This is a genomic window from Ligilactobacillus salivarius (assembly GCF_035231985.1).
Classification (GTDB): domain Bacteria; phylum Bacillota; class Bacilli; order Lactobacillales; family Lactobacillaceae; genus Ligilactobacillus; species Ligilactobacillus salivarius.
The window spans coordinates 324,088-344,958 of the sequence record NZ_CP117983.1 but is presented as its reverse complement, the minus strand read 5'-3'; the positions used below and the strand labels follow the sequence as shown (position 1 = coordinate 344,958).

Annotated in this window: 19 protein-coding genes and 1 pseudogene; 4 read left to right on the top strand and 16 right to left on the bottom strand. The window is 32.7% G+C overall.

The genetic code is table 11. The annotated features are described in order from the left end of the window. Positions 1–96: 96 nt before the first annotated feature. The gene (locus tag PTA89_RS01450; protein WP_081536719.1) at positions 97–846 is read right to left on the bottom strand and encodes a YibE/F family protein; all 750 of its coding nucleotides are present in this window, start codon (positions 844–846) and stop codon (positions 97–99) included. After that, positions 843–1,943: a YibE/F family protein gene (locus PTA89_RS01445; RefSeq protein WP_324177276.1), complete on the bottom strand. Its 1,101-nt coding sequence runs from the start codon at positions 1,941–1,943 to the stop codon at positions 843–845. The genes PTA89_RS01450 and PTA89_RS01445 overlap by 4 nt, the downstream gene beginning before the upstream one ends. Before the next feature lie 128 nt (positions 1,944–2,071). Here PTA89_RS01445 and PTA89_RS01440 point away from each other — a divergent pair, with 128 nt between their 5' ends. Further along, complete coding sequence (locus tag PTA89_RS01440; RefSeq protein WP_324177275.1) at positions 2,072–3,037, top strand: biotin--[acetyl-CoA-carboxylase] ligase; 966 nt, start codon at positions 2,072–2,074, stop codon at positions 3,035–3,037. Positions 3,038–3,086: 49 nt separating this feature from the next. Here PTA89_RS01440 and PTA89_RS01435 read toward each other — a convergent pair whose 3' ends face one another. The 3 genes from PTA89_RS01435 to PTA89_RS01425 all read right to left on the bottom strand — a co-directional run bounded on the left by PTA89_RS01435 (position 3,087) and on the right by PTA89_RS01425 (position 6,287). Then, positions 3,087–3,746 carry a metal-dependent hydrolase gene (locus tag PTA89_RS01435; RefSeq protein ID WP_324177274.1) on the bottom strand — a complete coding sequence of 220 codons (660 nt, stop codon included), beginning with the start codon at positions 3,744–3,746 and terminating at the stop codon, positions 3,087–3,089. Positions 3,747–3,819: 73 nt separating this feature from the next. Beyond that, the gene (locus PTA89_RS01430) at positions 3,820–5,442 is read right to left on the bottom strand and encodes an ABC-F family ATP-binding cassette domain-containing protein (RefSeq protein WP_003702586.1); all 1,623 of its coding nucleotides are present in this window, start codon (positions 5,440–5,442) and stop codon (positions 3,820–3,822) included. A gap of 74 nt (positions 5,443–5,516) precedes the next feature. Beyond that, on the bottom strand, positions 5,517–6,287 hold the full coding sequence (locus PTA89_RS01425; protein WP_087118578.1) for a nucleoside phosphorylase: 771 nt from the start codon (positions 6,285–6,287) through the stop codon (positions 5,517–5,519). Positions 6,288–6,429: 142 nt separating this feature from the next. Between PTA89_RS01425 and PTA89_RS01420 the strand changes: the two genes are divergently transcribed. Both PTA89_RS01420 and PTA89_RS01415 read left to right on the top strand, forming a co-directional pair. Next, a complete protein-coding gene (locus PTA89_RS01420; protein WP_003699642.1) occupies positions 6,430–6,666 on the top strand; it encodes a hypothetical protein in 237 nt (78 codons plus the stop codon). Positions 6,667–6,671: 5 nt separating this feature from the next. After that, entirely contained in the window at positions 6,672–7,511 is an 840-nt protein-coding gene (locus tag PTA89_RS01415) for an aldo/keto reductase (protein WP_324177273.1), read from the top strand. Between the two features lie 173 nt (positions 7,512–7,684). Here the strand turns inward: PTA89_RS01415 and PTA89_RS01410 are convergent, their stop codons facing one another. From PTA89_RS01410 to PTA89_RS01375, 8 genes and pseudogenes are all read right to left on the bottom strand, one after another. Beyond that, the gene (locus PTA89_RS01410; protein ID WP_087251100.1) at positions 7,685–8,185 is read right to left on the bottom strand and encodes a GNAT family N-acetyltransferase; all 501 of its coding nucleotides are present in this window, start codon (positions 8,183–8,185) and stop codon (positions 7,685–7,687) included. Between the two features lie 71 nt (positions 8,186–8,256). Further along, positions 8,257–9,234, bottom strand: a complete 978-nt coding sequence (locus PTA89_RS01405) for a ribose-phosphate diphosphokinase (RefSeq protein ID WP_003699646.1) — start codon at positions 9,232–9,234, stop codon at positions 8,257–8,259. Positions 9,235–9,324: 90 nt separating this feature from the next. Beyond that, positions 9,325–10,734 carry a bifunctional UDP-N-acetylglucosamine diphosphorylase/glucosamine-1-phosphate N-acetyltransferase GlmU gene (gene glmU / locus PTA89_RS01400; protein WP_324177272.1) on the bottom strand — a complete coding sequence of 470 codons (1,410 nt, stop codon included), beginning with the start codon at positions 10,732–10,734 and terminating at the stop codon, positions 9,325–9,327. 142 nt (positions 10,735–10,876) lie between these two features. Beyond that, complete coding sequence (locus PTA89_RS01395) at positions 10,877–12,094, bottom strand: MFS transporter (protein ID WP_324177271.1); 1,218 nt, start codon at positions 12,092–12,094, stop codon at positions 10,877–10,879. A gap of 132 nt (positions 12,095–12,226) precedes the next feature. After that, the gene (gene purR / locus PTA89_RS01390; protein ID WP_003709294.1) at positions 12,227–13,066 is read right to left on the bottom strand and encodes a pur operon repressor; all 840 of its coding nucleotides are present in this window, start codon (positions 13,064–13,066) and stop codon (positions 12,227–12,229) included. Positions 13,067–13,382: 316 nt separating this feature from the next. Then, positions 13,383–13,727: pseudogene (locus PTA89_RS01385) on the bottom strand (MerR family transcriptional regulator); the annotation flags it as partial. Positions 13,728–13,919: 192 nt separating this feature from the next. Beyond that, positions 13,920–15,266: an RNA-guided endonuclease InsQ/TnpB family protein gene (locus PTA89_RS01380; RefSeq protein WP_003709287.1), complete on the bottom strand. Its 1,347-nt coding sequence runs from the start codon at positions 15,264–15,266 to the stop codon at positions 13,920–13,922. Next, positions 15,256–15,861 carry an IS607 family transposase gene (locus PTA89_RS01375; RefSeq protein WP_034984098.1) on the bottom strand — a complete coding sequence of 202 codons (606 nt, stop codon included), beginning with the start codon at positions 15,859–15,861 and terminating at the stop codon, positions 15,256–15,258. Before PTA89_RS01375 ends, PTA89_RS01380 begins: the two co-directional genes overlap by 11 nt. 349 nt (positions 15,862–16,210) lie before the next feature. Here PTA89_RS01375 and asd point away from each other — a divergent pair, with 349 nt between their 5' ends. Beyond that, the gene (asd, locus tag PTA89_RS01370) at positions 16,211–17,302 is read left to right on the top strand and encodes an aspartate-semialdehyde dehydrogenase (protein ID WP_003699652.1); all 1,092 of its coding nucleotides are present in this window, start codon (positions 16,211–16,213) and stop codon (positions 17,300–17,302) included. An 80-nt stretch (positions 17,303–17,382) separates the two neighbouring features. Here asd and PTA89_RS01365 read toward each other — a convergent pair whose 3' ends face one another. Genes PTA89_RS01365 through PTA89_RS01355 form a run of 3 tightly spaced genes read right to left on the bottom strand, consistent with a single transcriptional unit; the run spans position 17,383 to position 20,631 of the window. Further along, positions 17,383–18,432, bottom strand: coding sequence for a PTS sugar transporter subunit IIC (locus tag PTA89_RS01365; RefSeq protein WP_324177270.1), 1,050 nt, complete (start codon positions 18,430–18,432; stop codon positions 17,383–17,385). A gap of 18 nt (positions 18,433–18,450) precedes the next feature. After that, positions 18,451–19,440: a D-2-hydroxyacid dehydrogenase gene (locus tag PTA89_RS01360; RefSeq protein ID WP_003709274.1), complete on the bottom strand. Its 990-nt coding sequence runs from the start codon at positions 19,438–19,440 to the stop codon at positions 18,451–18,453. A gap of 15 nt (positions 19,441–19,455) precedes the next feature. Continuing rightward, a complete protein-coding gene (locus PTA89_RS01355; RefSeq protein WP_324177269.1) occupies positions 19,456–20,631 on the bottom strand; it encodes an aminotransferase class I/II-fold pyridoxal phosphate-dependent enzyme in 1,176 nt (391 codons plus the stop codon). Between the last annotated feature and the right edge of the window lie 240 nt (positions 20,632–20,871).

Genomic DNA, 20,871 nt, shown 5'->3' with positions numbered 1-20,871 from the left:
TATAATTTCAGCATCTTATTAATGCTGATTAACTGTACTAACTTAGTTCAAATTCTACTCTTGATAAGAAAATTTTGTCAATATTTTCAGAGAATTTTATGTCCGTCTGACTTTCTTTCCCATCATATAAGTTGTTATCCAAATTACTAAGATTATTGAAATCGATGAGAATAAAACTTCCATTGATTCTGCTACAAATATTTTGGAATTTAAGTAATATCCAAATGTCGCATCTAATTTATATAGCAAGATGAACAATGCTAAATCTCCACCAAACATTCCAAAAAATAAAGTGTTAAATGTCATACCCATAATTTGTAATCCTATATTTCGTCCACTTGTGTATAAAGCGGGCAACGTTATGTCTGGTTGTTGTTCAATTATTTCATCTAAACCACTTGCAATAGCAATCGCAGCTTCTGCAATTGCTCCTAAAGTACTCAAGATCATAGTTGAAATTACGATACTTTCAAAATTTACTCCGATTAATAAATTAAAAGCTTCTATTTCTTCAGATTGTTCCGGACTAAAGCCTTGAATTCCAACTAGTTTAATGAAAGGAACCATAACTACAACAACTATCGCTAATGAAATCAAAGTAGCTTCAAAAGCAATATTAGTGGTTTTTTCATCGCTATTTCCCATATAAATAGTAACAGCTAAAATCGCAATTCCTGCAAAAATAGTTGTCCACAAAGCTGGTACCCCTATTGAAATAAAAATTACAGTTAGAAATAAAAGTATGAAGTTTAATGCTACGCTGGAAAAAGAGGCTAATCCTCTTTTTCCACCAACTATCCACATTAGTATAAATAAAATTATTGTTAGTAGTGTGATTGTACTCATTTGTTATCACCACCCAATACTAATGAACTCAGTAAACTAGCCGAAGGAATAACTAACGTAATCCCTATTCCACTAATTAAACTTTGAATAATTCCCAATGACATTGTCCATTCAAATGTATATGCAATTGAATTTCCAGTCCTGAAGAATAAGACTGCCATTGTTACTGTTTCAGCAAAAAAGATTAATAACAAAACATTTACCAAAGGTCCCATTATTGATTTTCCAACATTTTGTCCTGAAATAAATAATTGTTTTCTAGAAATTTCAGGTTGAGTACGTTTCATTTCAAATAAGGTTGATACAATATCAGTAGCTGCATCCATAACAGCCCCTAATAATCCAATCACAGTAGCTGCTAAAAATAATTGTTTTGGTGACTGAGTAGCAAAGTCTAAAGCTTCATAATGTACTCCCTTGTCATTGGTTACTTGCATCGCCACTACTCCAATTATCATCGCTAAAGTTGTTCCGATAAATATTGAACTAAATGTTACTAGACATTGCCAATTGAAACCTATTACTAATATTAAAGACAAAGCAAGGAAAATTACTGCAACTGTAGCAAATATCCAAAAGAAATTATTGATATTCCACTTAACATCTAGTTGTACACATAATAGAAAAATTATGAAATTTAAAATAACACTTATTAGCGATGTAAATCCTCGAATTTGTGTAACTAAGAATAGTAGTACTACTACCGCCCAACATAACATTATTAAGTAAACATCTCGTTTATAATTATTTATCATTGCCATCAATTTACCGTCTGACTTTTCAAACTTTATGAAAACTTTTTGTCCGCGGTAAAATCTCTGATCATATCCACCTGATTTAGAAAAAGTATTCTTGGCTATTAACACTTCTCCTTTTCTATGACCATTGAGAACTTTTACTTTTAAGGTTTGTTCCGTCGTTATATCCTTATTTTTGTATGTATCTTCCGTTTTAGTTCCTTTTGAATTTGTTACACTTACAATCTGAGCAATAGGATCTTTATAAAAAAAAGCATCATTATTAACAAAAAAATAGATAAGAATACCACTTAAAATTATTAATAGCCATTCTATTAAATATTTTTTCTTTACTCTCATCAACTCTACACCTCTCAATCTTTACTAACGTACCACTTTTTATTTCTCAGAAAAAGAATCTGAATTAAACTTTACTAAGTCTTTGAATTTGCTACAATTAGTATATCATTGATATCGAGGTGTATTACATGAACACTGAAAAAGCTGTTTTAAATTATTTTATCCAAAATCTAGGAAATTATACATCTGGAGAAGAATTATCAAATAAACTAAATATCTCTCGCACAGCGGTCTGGAAAGCTGTCAAACAATTAAAAGAACAAGGCTATGAAATTTCCAGTAAAACAAGAAAAGGATATTGTCTAGTTGATAATGGAGTATTGAATACTGCGTTTATTAACAAATATTTACATACTGATAATCTTGATTTACATGTTTATGAAACTATTAACTCTACTAATTCTGAAGCTAAAAATATCAGTAGTCAACGTCATTCTACTGAGCCACTGGTAATTATTAGTGACCAACAAACGGCAGGTTACGGACGCTATGGCAGAAAATTCGAATCACCTAAGAATACCGGTATTTATATGAGCATCTTGCTTGAAAATCAACATCAAAATGATTTAAATCCTGGTTTATTGACTACTGCTGTCGCTATTGCGGTTAGTCGTACTATCAAAAAGTTATTCCACAAAGATACAGAAATTAAATGGGTTAATGATGTATTACTTGACGGTAAGAAAATTTGTGGCATTTTAACTGAGGGTGTTGCTAACCTTGAAACTCAAAGTATCTCACAAGTTATTATCGGAATTGGTATAAACTATACCACTCCCCTAGAAGTATTCCCTGCTGAACTTAGGGAAAGAGTTGGTTCACTTAAAGAGTTAGCTGAAAAATACCATGTATCCAGAAATATGTTTATTGCATGTTGCTTAGATGAATTTTTCGCTATTTATCGTAACTATACTTCTGCTGATTTTATGGATGAATATCGTAAATTATCTGTTGTTATCGGTAAAGAAGTTCGCATTAAACAAGGAAATAAAATAATAACTGGTGTAGTTTCTACCATTGATGATTTGGGAAGAATTGTTCTTACTGACGGACAAATTTTCAGTTCTGGTGAAGTTACCAAAATTAGATATTAAGAAAAAGACCTGGAATTTTCATTCCAGGCTTTTTTGTCAATTTAGTATTTTATAATTCAAATGGTTTGTCAATTTCAGTTATAAATTTCATATTTTCAGGAACGTCTTTCCAAAAATCATTTACATCTTGCTTAATTGGTGGGAACGTATTGAAGTGATATGGAATAACTTTTTTAGCATCAATTAATGAAGCAGCATAAGCAGCATCGTCAGGTCCCATTGTATAATAATCGCCAATTGGTAAGAATGCCAAGTCAATTTGTTGCTTACGTCCAACTAGCTTCATATCACTGAATAAACCAGTATCTCCAGCGATATAAATTAATTTTCCTTCAATTGTTAAAGCTAAACCTGTTGCCATACCTAAAGGCACATTAGCAGTAGTATGCCAAGCTGGGATGATCTTAACATCGCCCCAATCAAAATGCACTGTTCCACCATAATTAGGACCTTCAACTTTGAAACCTTTTTGTGCGTAATCATTAGCCATATCCATTTCTGTTACAATTGTCGCACCTGATTTTTTAGCTAATTCTTCTGTATCACCTACATGATCATGATGTGAATGAGTTAATAAAATATAGTCTGGATTGAAATCTTCTGGTCTAGTCTTAGTAAATGGATTTCCTGTGATAAAAGGATCAATTAAGATTTGCTTTCCATCAACTTGAATTTCGATAAAAGCATGTCCATGCCAAGTAATTTTCATATTAATCACCTCAAATTTATTATAAGAAAAAAAGCCATGCACTTCCAACAGAAAGGCATGACCTTGTATTTTCTTAATATAATTTTTCAACTTGTTCTTGAACTGAATCTAATGCCAAGAATTCATCGTAAGTAGTGTCAAAACGATCAACAATTCCCTTAGGACCTACTTCAATAATATGATTTGCGATTGTTTGAATATACTCATGATCATGAGATGTAAAAATAATCGAACCTTTGAAATCAATCATGGAATCATTAAGTGAAGTAATTGATTCTAAGTCTAAATGGTTAGTTGGATCATCCATCAATAATACATTAGCACGTTCTAACATCATTTTAGCTAGAATACAACGAACCTTTTCGCCACCAGATAATACTTTAATTTGCTTATCAATGTCATCACCTGAGAACAACATCTTACCTAAGAAACCACGTAAAAAAGTATTATCATTTTGTTCTTTAGTAGCAAATTGACGTAACCAATCTAAAATGCTTAATTCATCATTATCAAAACTAGCATTTAAGTCTTTTGACATGTAACTTTGACTTGTTGTTTGTCCCCAAGTTACAGTACCTTCATCGGGTTCAATTTCACCAGCTAAGATTTGCATTAAAGTTGTGGTTGCTAAGTCATTACGTGATAATAAAGCTACTTTTTCGCCAGGACGAATAATAAAACTTACGTTATCAAGAATCTTCTCACCATCAATAGTATGGCTAACATTTTCAACCTTAACTAAGTCATTTCCTAATTCACGTTCCATTTCAAATTTGATAAATGGATATTTTCTTGATGATGGCTTAATGTCATCCAAAGTAATTTTTTCAAGTTGTTTCTTACGTGATGTAGCTTGTTTAGATTTAGAAGCATTAGCAGAGAAACGTGCAATAAATTCTTGCAATTCCTTAATTTTTTCTTCTTTCTTAGCATTTGCATTTGCTTGAAGTTTAGCAGCTAACTGACTAGATTCTAACCAGAAGTCATAGTTACCAACATATAACTTAATCTTGCCATAGTCCACATCACACATATGTGTACATACTTGGTTCAAGAAATGACGGTCATGAGATACTACAATTACGATATTTTGATAATCTGCCAAAAAGTCTTCTAACCATGAAATTGTATGTACATCTAAACCGTTTGTTGGTTCGTCTAATAATAAAATATCAGGTTCACCAAATAAAGCCTGTGCTAATAAAACTTTAACCTTATCACTTTCAGGTAATTCGCTCATCTTAGCATCATGCAAGGATTCTGGTATGCCTAAAGATTGTAGAAGTTGTGATGCTTCTGCTTCTGCATTCCAACCATCCATCTCTGCAAATTCAGCTTCAAGTTCTGCAGCCTTAATCCCATCTTCTTCAGAGAAGTCAGGCTTAGCATAAATCGCATCTTTCTCTTTCATAATTTGATAGAGCTTTTTATGGCCTTGAATGACAGTTTCCATTACTGTGAATTCTTCAAAACCAAAGTGGTCTTGGTTCAAGCTTGAAATACGTTCATTACTACCAATTGAAATATTTCCAGTTGTTGGTTCTAACTTTCCTTCAAGTAACTTTAAGAAAGTAGACTTTCCAGCACCATTAGCACCAATAATACCGTAACAGTTTCCTGGAGTGAATTTCAAATTAACATCATCATAGAGTAAACGTCCAGAAAAGTTTAAACTTAAATCACTTACAGTAATCAAATAAATTTCCTCGTTTCATTAAAAGTAATAAGTTCAATTTAGCATAATTCTATTGTTAAAGACAAGCTAAATTATTAGTTTTTTAATTTCGCCATAACTTTTGTCGCTATTTTTAATACTTTTAGATGTGAATCAATTCCAAAATCTCGTTCATCATAATTATCAACATCTTTCAGTGAATCAGCTGTGAATAAAATCTGGGCAAAATCCACATTTCTAAACTGTGAACATGCGGCTAAAGCAGCACATTCCATCTCGACTGTAGCGACTCCTTGTTTACGATAATGATTGACTAACTCTATAGTTTCTCTATAAAATCCATCGGTTGTCCATGTTATAACTTCATGAATTCGATAGTTAAAATCTTGTAGTATTTGTTCTACTCGCTGTACAAACTTTGAATTTAATTCAATACTTTCACTAGCTGGTAAATAATGCAACGATGTTCCTTCATCTCTAATTGCTTTTGTTGGAATAACAAACTCATTTTCTTCAAAATCTTCTAGTGAACCACAAGAACCAACAGCTAATACCTGTTTTACTCCATAACCAATTAGCCAATCTAATAGTTGTGTAGCTGCTGGTGCCCCAAGTGGAGCTTGGCATAATCCTATTTTTTGTCCTTCATAATCAATTTCATAGACATTAGGATTAAAGGAAATTGTCTCCATGCTCCCTACAATTCGATAAGAATATCTTGCTAAAAATTTATCAATATTTTCTTTAGTTACAAAAGCATAAATTAATTTTTTTGGCAGCTTATAATTCAAACTCTCATGGTCTGGATTGATTACTGCGTCCTGTGGATAATCATGTATAAATAATGGCAATTTTTGATAGTCCATTCTATCATCTCATTTCAAAATTAATTTACACAATCTTAGCATATCAGTATCACTCTCACAAGTTTGGAATATAGAAATTTTTGACAATAATGGTACAATTATAGTATGAAATCATTTACACAATTTATAAGGAAGTGATCTTATGAGTGAAAATGTATTTTTCAATCCAGGACAATCAATTTCCAGCTCTTATGATTTCGATAAAGCTTATACTGCAGCTAAAATCTATCATATGAAAGCTGATAATTCTGTTCTGATCGTTCAAGAAAAAGATGGTCAACCTTATGTCATCTTTGATGAAGCTAAAGCTCTACAACAAGAAGCAGCTGAAGGCAAGAAGTATTCTGTAATCAAACGTGTTTCCCATGATAAGGAGTGATTATTTTGGCAAAAATTCCTAACTATACTTTAAATGATGGTAATCAAATTCCTGTACTTGGATTTGGTACTTATAAATTGAATGGTACTACAGGAGTTAACGCTATTAATAGTGCTTTAAATAATGGTTATTCATTATTAGACTCTGCTTTTAATTATGAAAATGAAGGTGCAGTCGGCGAAGCAATCAGACGTTCATCTCTTAAGCGTGAAGATATCTTCGTAACATCTAAACTTCCAGGAAGACATCAAGTATACGAAGAAGCTATCCCTACTATTCAAGAATCACTTTATCGTGCAGGCTTAGATTATTATGATCTATATCTCATCCATTGGCCTAATCCTAAAGAAGATCATTATGTTGAAGCATGGCAAGCTTTAATTGATGCACAAAAATTCGGTCTTGTTCGTTCAATTGGGGTCTGCAACTTCTTACCTGAACATCTTGATCGTTTAGCTAATGAAACAGGTGTGATGCCAGCTGTAAACCAAATTGAATTACATCCATATTGGTCTCAAGCTGTTCAAAGAGAATATGATAAAGAACATGGTATTTTCACACAAGCTTGGAGCCCACTAGGTAGAGCTAATTCAGTATTACAAGATCCTGTAATCGTTGAAATTGCCAAGAAGCATCATAAATCTGTTGCTCAAGTAATTTTGCGTTGGGAATTCCAATTAGGTGTAGGTATTATTCCTAAAGCTAACTCTACAAAACACCAATTATCCAATTTGGATATTTTTGATTTTGAATTATCAGCTGATGAAGTCGCAGCTATTACTAATTTGGATAAACCTAATGGCAGAACTAAGAATCAAGATCCTGCTGTTTACCAAGAATTCTAAAATTAAGATCCAAATAAAAAGGCATCTAAAAAATAATAGATGCTTTTTTATTATACGAATTTGTCTAATTTGCGTTTTAGACACAGGACCAATTTTTTAATTTCTGCAAATTCTACAATTTTTGCGTCAATTTTTGAATTGGTCCTATGTCTAGATTTGACATTTTGACTTTTTTAGAATTTTTTAGCACATACTATCCATTTAACTTCTCCGTTTTTCCAAGATGTTAATTTTTCAACCTCTTGATATCCTAATTTATGTGCCATTTTCAAACTATTAACATTATTAGCTTTAATTAACATTTTCAGAGTATTTATCTTTGTTTTTGATTTAGAGTACTTTTCAATCTCACTTATAACAGCACCTGCAATACCTTTTCCCTGATACTCTTCACTTAGCCAAAGTCCAACCTCACCCATTTTGCCATCTGGTGATATATCGCTAATATCTGCCATTCCAATAACTTTTTCATTCAGTAAAATTACAAAAGTTATTGTTGCTTCTTTACGTTCAGTGTGGATAATTTTTTGAATATATGTATGCATCTCATCTTCATTGTGAATATCTCTTATCCACTCAATCCATTTTTCCAAATTATTACGATTATCCACAATCAATTGATATAATTCTCCACTATCAGCTTCAGTTATTAACCTAATTCTTACATTATCCACCTAAATTCCCCCTTTTTGTGTAAAAAATAAGCCAGCTACATAAAGTAACTGACTTATCAACATGTTTATTATTAATCTTCCTTGTGGAAACGATTCTTGAACAATGGACTAACTGGCTTGTGTTCATGAATACGTTTAATAGCGTCACCAATAAGTGGACCTACAGAAACTTGAACAACTTTGTCAATCTTCTTGTCTTCTGGAAGATTAATAGAGTCTGTAATAACCATTTCCTTAATTGGAGATTTTTCAATACGTTCAATGGCTGGACCTGAGAATACAGGGTGTGTAGCACAAACATATACTTCTACTGCACCAGCATCTTTCAATGCTTGAGCTGCTAAAGTAATTGTTCCAGCTGTATCAATCATATCATCAATTAAGATACAACGTTTACCATCAACAGAACCAATAATGTTCATAACTTCAGCTACATTAGCCTTAGGACGACGCTTATCAATAATAGCGATTGGTGCTTTCAAGAATTCTGCTAATTTTCTAGCACGTGTAACACCACCATGGTCAGGAGAAACGACAACTGCGTCTTTTTCCAAACCATTAGTTAAGAAGTAATCAGCCAATAATGGTGCACCCATTAAGTGGTCAACAGGAATGTCAAAGAATCCTTGAATTTGAGCAGCATGTAAATCAAGAGCTACCACACGAGTTGCACCAGCTTTTTCTAACATATCTGCAACTAATTTAGCTGTAATTGGTTCACGTGAACGAACCTTACGATCTTGACGTGCATATCCATAGTAAGGAATTACAACGTTGATAGTTGCTGCACTAGCACGACGAAGAGCATCAATCATAATTAATAGTTCCATTAAATTATCATTAACAGGAGCAGATGTTGATTGAACGATAAATACTTCATCGCCACGAATACTTTCTTCAATGTTGATACGGATTTCACCATCACTGAAACGATCAACAGAGATTTTTCCCAAAGGTACCCCAACAGCTTCAGCAATTTTTTCTGCTAAAGGCTTATTTGAATTTAAAGCAAAAATTTTAAGCTTTGGATCAGAATATTGTCCAGACATAACGGCCTCCAATTATTTATACCTATTATTTTACCTACTACAATAGTACGTCAAAATATAGTCTAAAATCAAGCAAATTTAGTTTTTTTCTTACTCTTCTTTAGCTTTTTCTTCAGCAATACGTGCAGCTTCAGCTACTGGATAACGGTCAAAATAACCTTTTTTGTTAACTTGACGTCCACGAGCAATTCCCATATCATGTGCATCAATATCATCTGTAATTGTTGAACCTGCTGCTACATAAGCATGATCAGCAATATTTACAGGTGCGATAATATTTGAAGCACTACCAATGAAGGAGTAATCTCCAACTGTTGTATGGTGCTTGTTAATTCCATCGTAGTTAACAAATACTGTGCCACAACCAACATTAATATCTCTACCTAATGTTGCATCGCCAACATATGTTAAATGACCAACTTTAGTATTCTTTCCAATTGTAGCTTTCTTAACTTCTACAAAGTTTCCGATATGAGCATTTTCGCCAATTTCAGCTTTAGGACGTAAATGACTGTATGGACCAATGTTAGAATTCTTATGCATTACAGCATCTTCAATATAAGAACTTGTAACCTTTACACCATCTTCAATTATACTGTCTATAATTTCAGATTGAGCACCAATATAGCAATCAGCACCAATTTCTGTCTTACCTTTTAACTGTACTCCAGGTTCGATAACTGTATCTGATCCTACTTTTACATCAATATCAATATAAGTTGTATCAGGATCAATTAAAGTTACACCTTGACGCATCAAGTTTTCATTAATACGACGACGCATTACTTTGGTTGCATTAGATAAAGCAATACGATCATTAACACCCATTGATTCTTCAAAGTTCTTCATTTGGTAAGCAGCAACAACTTTACCTTGTTTTTGGAAGATTTCCATTACATCTGGAAGGTAATATTCACCTTGTGCATTATCATTTTTAATTTGGTGTAATGCTGCAAATAATTCTTTATTATCAAAGCAGTACACACCAGTATTGATTTCTTTTACTGCAGCTTCCTCAGCTGTTGCATCTTTTTGTTCAACAATTTTTTCCACAATTCCAATTTCATTACGGATGATACGACCATAGCCAAATGGATTTTCAGCATGAGCTGTTAAAACTGTAGCTACCGCACCTTTAGATTTGTGATATTCAAATAATTCTTCAAATGTCTTTGCTGTAAAAAGAGGTGTATCTCCACAAGCAATTAAAGTCATACCATCTTTATCACCAAGTAACTTTTCAGCTTGTAAAACAGCATGACCTGTTCCTAATTGTTCTGCTTGTAAAGCGTATTTTGTACGATCACCTAAAGTCTTTTCAACCATTTCAGCACCGTGACCTACAACTGTCACAATTTCATCCATGTTATTCTTTTCAATTTCAGTTAATACATGATCTACCATTGGCTTTCCACATACTGGATGTAGTACTTTATATAGCTTTGATTTCATGCGTGTTCCTTGACCAGCAGCCAAGATGATAGCATATTTAGAAGTCATAATATTTCTCCTTGTCAAATTAATATTTACTACTGTATCATACTCTATTTTTACCACTGATAACAAGGTTTGAAACTGAAGTCAAAATAAATCTTAATCAAGATTAGATTGCGTTCTTAGTATTCTCTTTAATTTCTAACAATTATACTAAATTCTTAGATTTTTTTCCTAAGAAAAGTAGTACAACGATAACGATGATGTTAACTACAATTCCACTAATTAGAAAGACTGTTGGATAATCAATTTTAGCGAATAAAGTACTGTAAATCAGCACTCCAACTGGTGTGAGAAGTTGTGCTAATGTATACAAGAATGTCATAACTTTTCCTAAATTTTCTTTAGGAATTACTTCTTGAACATAGGTAAATAATGGAGGATCGGATAATGCAGTTGAAATTCCTAAAATTAGTTCAAATACGATGAAGATTATCAAAGTCTCATGTTTAAAGAATGATAATGAGATCCCTAAGATCAATAACGCTACCGCAAAAGAAGAATATAGTCTTATGATAAATCTAGTAATATTCTTTATATTAATTGCAGCTATTACTGCTCCTCCTAGAACTACTCCAATAGAATACAAACTTTGAATATCTCCACTGACTACTGAGCTATATTTCAAAACATGAATAACAACATATGGAACACCAATCGTTAATGAAGTTACTGCTAAATTCAAAAGCATAGCTATCATTGTTAATCTAGTTAATTCCATATTACCTTGTAAAATTTCAATTAACTTTCTACCCGTTTCATGTACTTTTTCTTCATTTCTATGAGCTTTAAATTTAGTTATTACTGTCAAAAAGATAGTCAGAATTTCAGTTATAATTTCAATTAAAATTATGTATTCAAATGCGATTTCCCCGTAAATATATCCTGCTAATGGTAGTGCAGCAATCCCTGCAATCGCAACCCCTGTCGTTTGAATCGCATTTAGCTTCTGCAAGTAATCTTTAGAAACTATGTCTGGAGTTGATGAAAGATATGAAATTGAGAAAAATCTAGCACAAATATTACTAATGCTTACAAATACTACTGATACAACCAATAGATTAGTTTTCACTGCTAGTGGGTAAATAATTAAGAAAATTGCCAAGCAGATTACCAAAGCTATCTCTGCTACAATCGCGACATTTTTGCGTGGATATTTATCCACAACTTTACTAATAACTGGCGATAGAATTAGGCCAATGATTGGTCCAATAAATATATTCACTCCATAACCTAAAGCTGAACCTGTTATTTCTAATAGCTTTAATGACAAAGCATAAGTAAATATCGCTGCTCCTAACGCATTAATGATTGTTGTCGTTCCAGCTTTTAGTAACTGAAATAAATTAAATCTTTTATCCCCCATACAATCCACTCTCCATATATTATAATTAATTTATAATTAGTTTATCATTTTTTTTGGAAAGTTTCATTAAAAAAATGAATTATTTACTAAGTACACATATACCGTAAATAATTCATTCCTATTTTTTATATTTTAATCTTCTTTTTTGCCAAAGACTTTTTCTAAATAATTTCCTGGGCTTACGTGAATAGTTTTATCAATTGTATTGACACTATCAACTTTTAATAATGATGTGTAATCTTCAACCATTCGACGACCATCAAATGCACCTTCTGCAAAAACGGTAATTCCCACAAGTTCAGATTCAAATTCTTCAATCATGGACTTCATACCGTTAACAGTACCGCCGCCCTTCATGAAATCATCCACTACTAATACGTGAGAACCACGTTTCAAACTGCGCTTGGATAATTCCATTTTTTCAATGCGTTCACTAGACCCAGATACATAATTTACTGATACTGTAGAACCTTCAGTAATCTTAGAATCACGACGCACAATTACGAATGGAACATTTAAATATGAAGCTACACTTTGTGCAATTGGAACACCTTTAGTAGCTACTGTCATTACTGCATCAATTTGCTTATCTATATATTGACGTGCAATCACACGACCAACGTATCTCAAAACGTCTGGTCTGCCAAGTAAGTCAGATAAATATACGTATCCCCCAGGTAATAATCTATCTTGGTGTGAAAGTTGTTCAGTCATATCTTCGATAAATGCTCGTGCTTCATCTTCATCAATAGATGGGATAAAAATAGCTCCCCCTGTAGCACCTGGTATTGTTTCTAAAATTCCTATACCTCTTAACTTAACAGTACGTTTTATAATAGCCAAGTCTTCACTGATTGATGATTTAGCAGATTCATAACGTTCGGCAAAAAAAGTTAATGACACTAATGTATGTGGTCGTTCCATAAAATAACGCGTCATATCAATTAATCTGTCGCTTCGTCTTGTTTTCAAACTAATACCTCCTAAAATATCCATCTCAATTCTATTTTATAATACTTAGATATTATACGTCATTTTACGGTATTTTCCTAGTTTTTTTATTATTTTTTATAATAAAGTTCGTTTTTTAATAAAATAGAAATTTAGAGGTACTAATCTAAGAAAAAGATTAAGGTAATTTTATTTTATATCTTCAGCAATTAATTTAGGAATAAATTTTCCAATTTCAAAATATTTTTTAAACCATTGGCGATGCTTTCCTAATCTATCATCAGTTATTTGTTCTTTTTTAATCTAACTGTTAGTAAAAACATTATTCAAAATATCCTTATTTATCTTCCATAATTTTGTATTCTGTAAAATAACTTCTATGCTGTTTAATCTCTCCAGATTCATATAAACTAATCTTATGTTCTAAACGTGCAATTAAACGATTAAGATTGTGTTGTTTTTCTTTTAAATTTGCCAGTTGCTCTTTCAACAAATCTTCACGTGCTTGTAACGTTGAATCGCCTTTCTGAATCATTTCAGCATAGTCAATTAATTTTTCAATAGGTACACCCGAATGACGCAAGCAAACAATCATTTCAATCCATTCTTGCACACTATCATCGTAATAACGATTTCCATTACTTTGACGTGGAACTTTAGGTAACAGTCCTATACGTTCATAAGATTAATAATTTTCTAGTCTTTTTAAATAAATCATATCAAATGATACTAATTAAAAGGACACTTCACTCAACCTAATAGAGTCAACCAGTCAACAAACTTTTAGAATTAATTCTAAAAACTCTCGTGGACAACTTTACAACTCGTTTGGCAGTCATGCTTTGGTTCAAAAATCATTTGTAAGCCTCTTAAATTAGAAATTTAAGTTTAGCTTAACTGGAACTAATCCGATTCCATCTATACCGTCAGCAAAAGCGTTCGGTACTACTTTTCTTAATATCTGTAAAGCTCCATTAACATCAGCATTAATCAAAAAGCCTTTATTCGACCTGAATAATCCACGTTTTATGCGTCTTTTAGTAGGACTTAGTCCTTTACGTTTACGAGCTTTATCTCCATTTTGATTAATTGGTTCTTCGTTATCTAAAAATGATGTTTGACTAGTGTAAGCCTCGTTAGCTTGAATCACGACAATTCCAGCCAGATTAGCTTTATATTCAATCATCTCAATTATTTTTTGATGTGGAATCCCAATAAAATTCTGATTTATTCGTTTACCCATGTTACTGGAGCGTTTTTGACCCTTATTTTTACCAATAATAATCGTATTTAACTCATGGCTTAACGCTATTTCAACAATGCGTTTACTTGCCTCATGAGCAAATCCTAAAACTTTTTGGCTACGATAAAAGTCCAGGTTGTTTAAACGTTTAGTATTACGACTTTGTTTATTCAAGTCGTATAACTTAGTTAATTTGGCTCTTTGTTTATTATAGTATTGATTAATTGCTTTTAAAGGTCGCCCATTAATAATTACAGGTTTAAACCCTTTAACATTAGATGCCAAAGTAAAAGCATTATCAAGTCCTGGATCTATTGTAAGATAACGTTTATTATCTTTTTTATAGTCAATAACTTTATTAGTTTTGTAAACAATTTCAACTACAAACTGGTTATTTTTAGGAATGATCCTAACTTGTTGAATTTTAGTTGTCTCTTGATGTTGTAACTTAATTTTTAGATTATTCATCACAGGTATTTCAACTACACCATTTGAACGTAATTTAGCTGTTTGGTTATCTACGATAACGATGCTTTTACCGCCTTTATTCCTATATTTTGGCAATTTAGGTCTACCAGTAAATTTCCCAGGATTTTTCTGATAAGCCTTAACAGCCTTTTTCCAAGAAGTCATATTTTGAACGACTAGCTTTAAAATTTGTTGAGCTAAATGTACGCTTTTCATAGAACGATAAAGCATACAATCTTTTTGTTGATATGACTGTTTAAATGACCTATCTAATGCTCCATAACTCAACCATTTACCTTTAAATAAAGATTGCCTAAAGCGATATAAAGCTTGGTTATAGATATTATTAGCCAAGTGAGCGTACTTATCTAAGGTTAAATAACGACTGTCATTAGCTCTAATAACATGTTTTTCTACCAAGTATTCATACTGGATTTCTGTCTTTTTGGCTCTTATATCTCTAAAAGTTTGTAGAGTAGTTTTCTTAGATTTTTGTTTCCTAACCAGCATTTTCACCTCCTTTTTCTTCTAAAGCTTCCTTGATTTTCTTCCTTCTACTTGGATACATCCTCATTGAGAATGCGTGTAATAAGCTAATGATTTCTTCAAAGATTTCTTGTTGGTCTGTCTTTTTATCATTTAACTCTGACATTACAATAATTTCAGTATGATATTTAGCAAATAAATGTTTAAATAAATCAAAACCAACTCGACTTAATCTATCCTTATAAGTGATAATAACTTTTGATACTTTGCCGTCAATTACAAGGTCTAATAATTCAAAAAACTCCTTTCTTCTTTCAAAAGAAATTCCACTAGCTATATCTTTGTATAGTCCTTTAACTTGATAACCATTTTTCATAGCAAAACTTTGCAGGTTTTCGATTTGGTTTTCAAGGTCTTGTTTTTGTTTAGGTGTAGACACTCTAGCGTATAAATAAACACCACGAACTTCACCTTTATTTAATATTTTAAAAACAGAATTAGCGTCCCAATCATATTGACCTGAAGGTAATTTAGTAGCTTTTAAAATACCTTCTTTTCGCCATCTTAATAAAGTGGAACGACTAATCTGTAATAATTTCATTACTTCATTCGCTTTCACGCATTAAATTATATCATATAATACAATTTAATACAAAAAGATCATTTATTTTAAACTATATCTTAGTGTATCTGGTGTAATATTATACTTTTCTGACACTTGGGTAATTGTTAAGTTCATATTCATCCCCCTCCATTTCAATTATCAGAATATCACTTGGAGTTAGCTCGAAGTCAAGTCACTTATTTTCAAGAAATATAAATAATTTCTTAAAAAAATTTCCCACCATTTAATAAAATAATTAGTTGCATTTATTCTTTATAGAATCGCATTCTCTTTACTTGTAATTTGTATAAAATTAACTTATGATAGGTTTAATATCAATAATTATGAGAAATGAGGTTTTAAAATGAGTCAAAAATTAAAAGTAGCAGTTATTGGTGCTACTGGTATGGTTGGACAAAGATTTATTGCGATTTTGGATAACCATCCCTGGTTTGAAGTTACAGAATTAGCAGCTAGCCCTCGTAGTGCTGGTAAAACTTACGAAGAAGCTCTTAACGGTCGCTGGCGTATGGAAACACCTATTCCTGAACGTGTTAAGGATATGGTTGTTTTAGATGCTAATGATGTAGAAAAAGTTACTTCTAATGTAGACTTTGTATTTTCAGCTGTCAGCATGTCTAAAGATGAAATTAAAGCACTTGAAGAAAGATATGCTAAAACTGAAACTCCTGTTGTTTCTAATAATAGTGCTCACCGTTGGACTCCAGATGTTCCTATGATTATCCCTGAAATTAATCCTGAACATACTGAAGTTATCAAATACCAACGTGAACGTTTAGGTACAAAACGTGGCTTTATCGCAGTTAAACCAAATTGCTCTATCCAAAGCTACACACCAGCATTATCTGCTTGGAAGAAATTTGAACCTTATGAAGTAGTTGCTACTACATATCAAGCTATCTCCGGTGCCGGAAAGACTTTCAAAGAATGGCCAGAAATGGAAGGTAACATCATTCCATTTATTAGTGGAGAAGAAGAAAAATCAGAAAAAGAACCTCTTCGTATTTGGGGTCATGTAGATGCTGAAAGTAAGTCTATTGTCCCAGCTGATGATACAGTTATTACTACTCAATGTGTTCGTGTACCAGTGCTTTACGGACATACTGCAGCTGCTTTTGTTAAATTCAGAAAACCTGCTACTAAGGAAGAATTAATTAAAGCACTTGAAGATTATCGTGGTGTCCCACAAGAATTAGAACTTCCTAGTGCTCCTAAACAATTCATTCGTTATATGACTGAAGATGACCGTCCTCAAGTTGCATTAGATGTAAACTACGAAAATGGTATGGGTGTTTCCATCGGTCGTTTACGTGAAGATAAAGTATATGACTGGAAATTCATCGGTCTATCACACAACACTGCTCGTGGTGCTGCTGGTGGCGCTGTTGAATGTGCTGAATTATTAAAGGCTCAAGGTTATATCACTAAAAAATAAGCAAAATAAAGAAGCTTTGATTTTACGAATTTTTTCTCGTAAATCAAAGCTTCTTTTTTAACACAAGCCTACACAATATACTATTCGGCTTCAATTAATAAATCATTAGCTTTAACAAATTTACTTTTACCAACAAAAATATATTTCATCGCCAATCCTAAAATAATTGGCAACACTACAAACAATGTTGTTAGTAAAATTACACTACCTACTCCCGGAGACATTTGCTCATACGCTGTCATTGGCCCAATTAATCCAGCAAATCCAAAGCCCGCACTCATAGATGTTCCTTGGATTTTGAAGATAGCTCCTAAAGCACCCATAATTCCTGAACTAATTATCACTGGAATGAATAATTTCGGTCTTTCTAACATATTCCCCATTTGAATTTTAGGAGTTCCAATAAAATGAGCAAGGATTGTTCCTAAACTATTAACCGAGCTTCCCATAATCGCTAATGTGAAAGCACCAGCTGTAATTCCTAGATTAGCTGAACCAGAGGCAATCCCACTTATCCCAATGGCAGTCGCTATCCCCACTGAACTAATCGGAGATACAATCAGAACTGCAAACGATATTCCCATCAATGTTCCCATCAAAACTGGTTGAAGAATAGTAAAAGTCTTTATCATCGCTCCTACAAATCCTGTCACTAATTTGACATAAGGAAGAGTCATTAATCCTAATCCCCCACCCAATACTAAGACAAGAACTGGCATTAATAAAATTGTGTAATTCTTCAATTTATTTCCAATAACACTAGCAATGATTACTGCAAATATAATTGTTACTGCAACATTAATTACATCGCCTGTTCCAGCAAGAACATAAGTTGTCCCAGCTTTCTTCACTACACCTGATCCAATTGTTGCGGCTGCTGCAATTGAACTCATTTGAACCATGTTCATTTTAAAGAGATATCCCACACAGAATCCAGCCATTGCCGGCAATAGGCTTGCAGCAAAGTTAGTAATATCAATCACCTGACTTGCAATATGTGGCATCACTCCCATCAAAGCTTTCATTAATTGACCAACTAATGCAGAAGGAATTAAAGCTACCACAACGCCCATACTAATACCATTCAAAATATTCATTGTTCCTGTTTTTAAGCTAATCTTTTTATTCATATTTTTTACCTCATTTTATTAAATTTCATGGTCACTTCTTTTCTCTGAAATAATAGCCAGTACATCATCTAAACTAATATCAACCATATTTTGAACGGCGACATTAGTATAGAAACCAACATGCGGTGTCAAAATAACATTATTCATCGCTCTTAATTCTTTTAATTGTTCACTTGGTAATTCTTTACCACGTAAATCAAAATTAAAGAAATTCTCTTCGCCTGTAAGTGTATCTAAAGCTGCTCCTGCTAACTTCTTATTTTTTAAAGCAGCGATTAGAGCATCTGTATCTACAACTGGGCCACGACATTCATTAATTAGAAATGCAGTTGGTTTCATTAATGCCAATTCTTCACTTCCAATTAATCCTTTAGTTGTTTCATTCAAGTCGACATGTAAACTAATAACATCTGATTCTTGTAACACTTCGTTCAATGACTTATAAGTCAAAACCTCATTTAATTCTGGATTTTGCTTGATATCATAAGCAATCACTTTAGCACCTAAAGCATTAAACAATTTAGCTGCAGTACCACCAATTCTACCAGCACCGATTATCCCAATTGTCAAAGTATGGATTTCTTTTCCTTTAAGTCCAATCCATCTAAAATCTTGTTCCTCAGCTCTTTCATCAAACAATTCTAAATTACGAATTAATCGCATGGTATGTGCTAAGGCTAATTCTGCAACTGATCTTGGTGAATATGCAGGTACATTCGTTACTTTCAAACCATTCTTATGAGCTAAATCAACATTAATTACATCATATCCAGCAGTTCTTGTAGAAATTTGCTTTAATCCTAGATTCTTCAATTCAGCGTATACTTCATCTTCAACTAAACTTCTTTGTTGAATAACAACACCATCAAAACCTTTAAGTTTAGCTACTGTATCAGCATGTAGCTCACCTTCATCAATTCCAACTTCCACATCAGGATGTCGTTCACTCCAATTTTCAATAGCTTCCTTTTCATCTTCACGTACTGACATCATCAAAATTTTTTTCATCTATCTTACCTCGTTTTATTTACTTTCTTCTTCAACATACTTGGCAATTCGAGCCACGCCTTTTTTTATTTCTTCCATGCTTGTTGCATAGCTTAAACGGATATAGTGTTCTCCACCTTTACCGAAGAAAGAGCCAGCAGTTACTGCTACTTTTGCTTTTTCGACTAAGTCATAAATAAACTTCTTATCATCTTGTTCTAAACCAGCTGGAATTTTTGCGAAAATATAGAACGCTCCTTGAGGCTTAGCACATTCAAATCCTAATTTAGTTAAGTTTGAATATAGATAATCACGTCTTGCTTGATATTCTTTCTTCATTTCTTGACTATCATTCAAGCCATTTTCAAAGGCTTCTTGGGCTGCATCTTGAGCAATCGCTGTTGTTGTAGTAATTGTAAATTGATGAATCTTAGATAATTCTTTTGTTATCTCTGCAGGTGCAGTCATAATACCAATTCGATATCCAGTCATTGCATGGGATTTAGATACACCATTCAATACAATTGCTTGTTCACGTAGACTTTTAGCTAATGATGCATGTTCTTGGTCATAACATAATTCGCTATATATTTCATCGCACAAAGCAAAAATTGGTTTATCACGTATAACATCAGCTAGTTCATCCAATTCTTCTTGACTATATGTAACACCAGTTGGATTAGAAGGATAATTTAAGACTACTACTCTGACATCATCACCATGTTCATCTAACACCTCTTTTAACATGTCAGCTGATAATTTAAATTCATTCTTAGATGTATCAACAAGAATTGGTTCTGCACCTACTAATAAAGCATCAGCAATATATAATGGGAAAATTGGAGTTGGTACTACAACTTTGTCCCCAGGATTCAATACTGAAGTCAAAGCTGTATAAATAGCTTCAGTTGCACCATTTGTTACAATCACTTCATTTTCAGGATTATATTTCAATCCATATCTTTCTTTTAAGAAATTAGCTGCAGCTTTTCTTAAACCAAGCGTTCCATTTGAAGGAGCATAGTGAGAATGGTTGGCTTTAACCCCCGCAATAGCAGCTTCTTTAATGTGCTCTGGTGTATTAAAGTCTGGTTCCCCTACTGTGAATTTTGTAATATCCGGAATTTTGCTACTATATTGAGCAAATGCCAAAATTTCAGATGGCTTAACTAATTCTAATTCTTTCTTCATATATTTTGTTAAATCTACCATATTGGATCTTCCTTTCAAAAAAAAGCCCCCGAAGATGTTTAATCCTCGAGGGCTACTATTCTCTAAATTTAGTTATCTTAGGTTAATTAAGATAATTAGCTATCCCTCAGATTAATCTGCGAGATCTAATTATCTGTGCTACAAAATAGCTTTCGCTTAGAACTCACAGGTACAAACATTTAATTCCTGCTCAGTGCTTGTACCCGCATTTCTGTGAATACAATCACTGCTTCCAAAAGC

What these genes read in the sequence shown, in the direction of transcription:
- PTA89_RS01450 (WP_081536719.1), bottom strand. Translation starts at nt 846, where the DNA reads ATGAGTACAATCACACTACTAACAATAATTTTATTTATACTAATGTGG.
- PTA89_RS01445 (WP_324177276.1), bottom strand. Translation starts at nt 1,943, where the DNA reads ATGAGAGTAAAGAAAAAATATTTAATAGAATGGCTATTAATAATTTTA.
- PTA89_RS01440 (WP_324177275.1), top strand. Translation starts at nt 2,072, where the DNA reads ATGAACACTGAAAAAGCTGTTTTAAATTATTTTATCCAAAATCTAGGA.
- PTA89_RS01435 (WP_324177274.1), bottom strand. Translation starts at nt 3,746, where the DNA reads ATGAAAATTACTTGGCATGGACATGCTTTTATCGAAATTCAAGTTGAT.
- PTA89_RS01425 (WP_087118578.1), bottom strand. Translation starts at nt 6,287, where the DNA reads ATGGACTATCAAAAATTGCCATTATTTATACATGATTATCCACAGGAC.
- PTA89_RS01420 (WP_003699642.1), top strand. Translation starts at nt 6,430, where the DNA reads ATGAGTGAAAATGTATTTTTCAATCCAGGACAATCAATTTCCAGCTCT.
- PTA89_RS01405 (WP_003699646.1), bottom strand. Translation starts at nt 9,234, where the DNA reads ATGTCTGGACAATATTCTGATCCAAAGCTTAAAATTTTTGCTTTAAAT.
- glmU (WP_324177272.1), bottom strand. Translation starts at nt 10,734, where the DNA reads ATGACTTCTAAATATGCTATCATCTTGGCTGCTGGTCAAGGAACACGC.
- PTA89_RS01395 (WP_324177271.1), bottom strand. Translation starts at nt 12,094, where the DNA reads ATGGGGGATAAAAGATTTAATTTATTTCAGTTACTAAAAGCTGGAACG.
- PTA89_RS01380 (WP_003709287.1), bottom strand. Translation starts at nt 15,266, where the DNA reads ATGCTGGTTAGGAAACAAAAATCTAAGAAAACTACTCTACAAACTTTT.
- asd (WP_003699652.1), top strand. Translation starts at nt 16,211, where the DNA reads ATGAGTCAAAAATTAAAAGTAGCAGTTATTGGTGCTACTGGTATGGTT.
- PTA89_RS01365 (WP_324177270.1), bottom strand. Translation starts at nt 18,432, where the DNA reads ATGAATAAAAAGATTAGCTTAAAAACAGGAACAATGAATATTTTGAAT.
- PTA89_RS01360 (WP_003709274.1), bottom strand. Translation starts at nt 19,440, where the DNA reads ATGAAAAAAATTTTGATGATGTCAGTACGTGAAGATGAAAAGGAAGCT.
- PTA89_RS01355 (WP_324177269.1), bottom strand. Translation starts at nt 20,631, where the DNA reads ATGGTAGATTTAACAAAATATATGAAGAAAGAATTAGAATTAGTTAAG.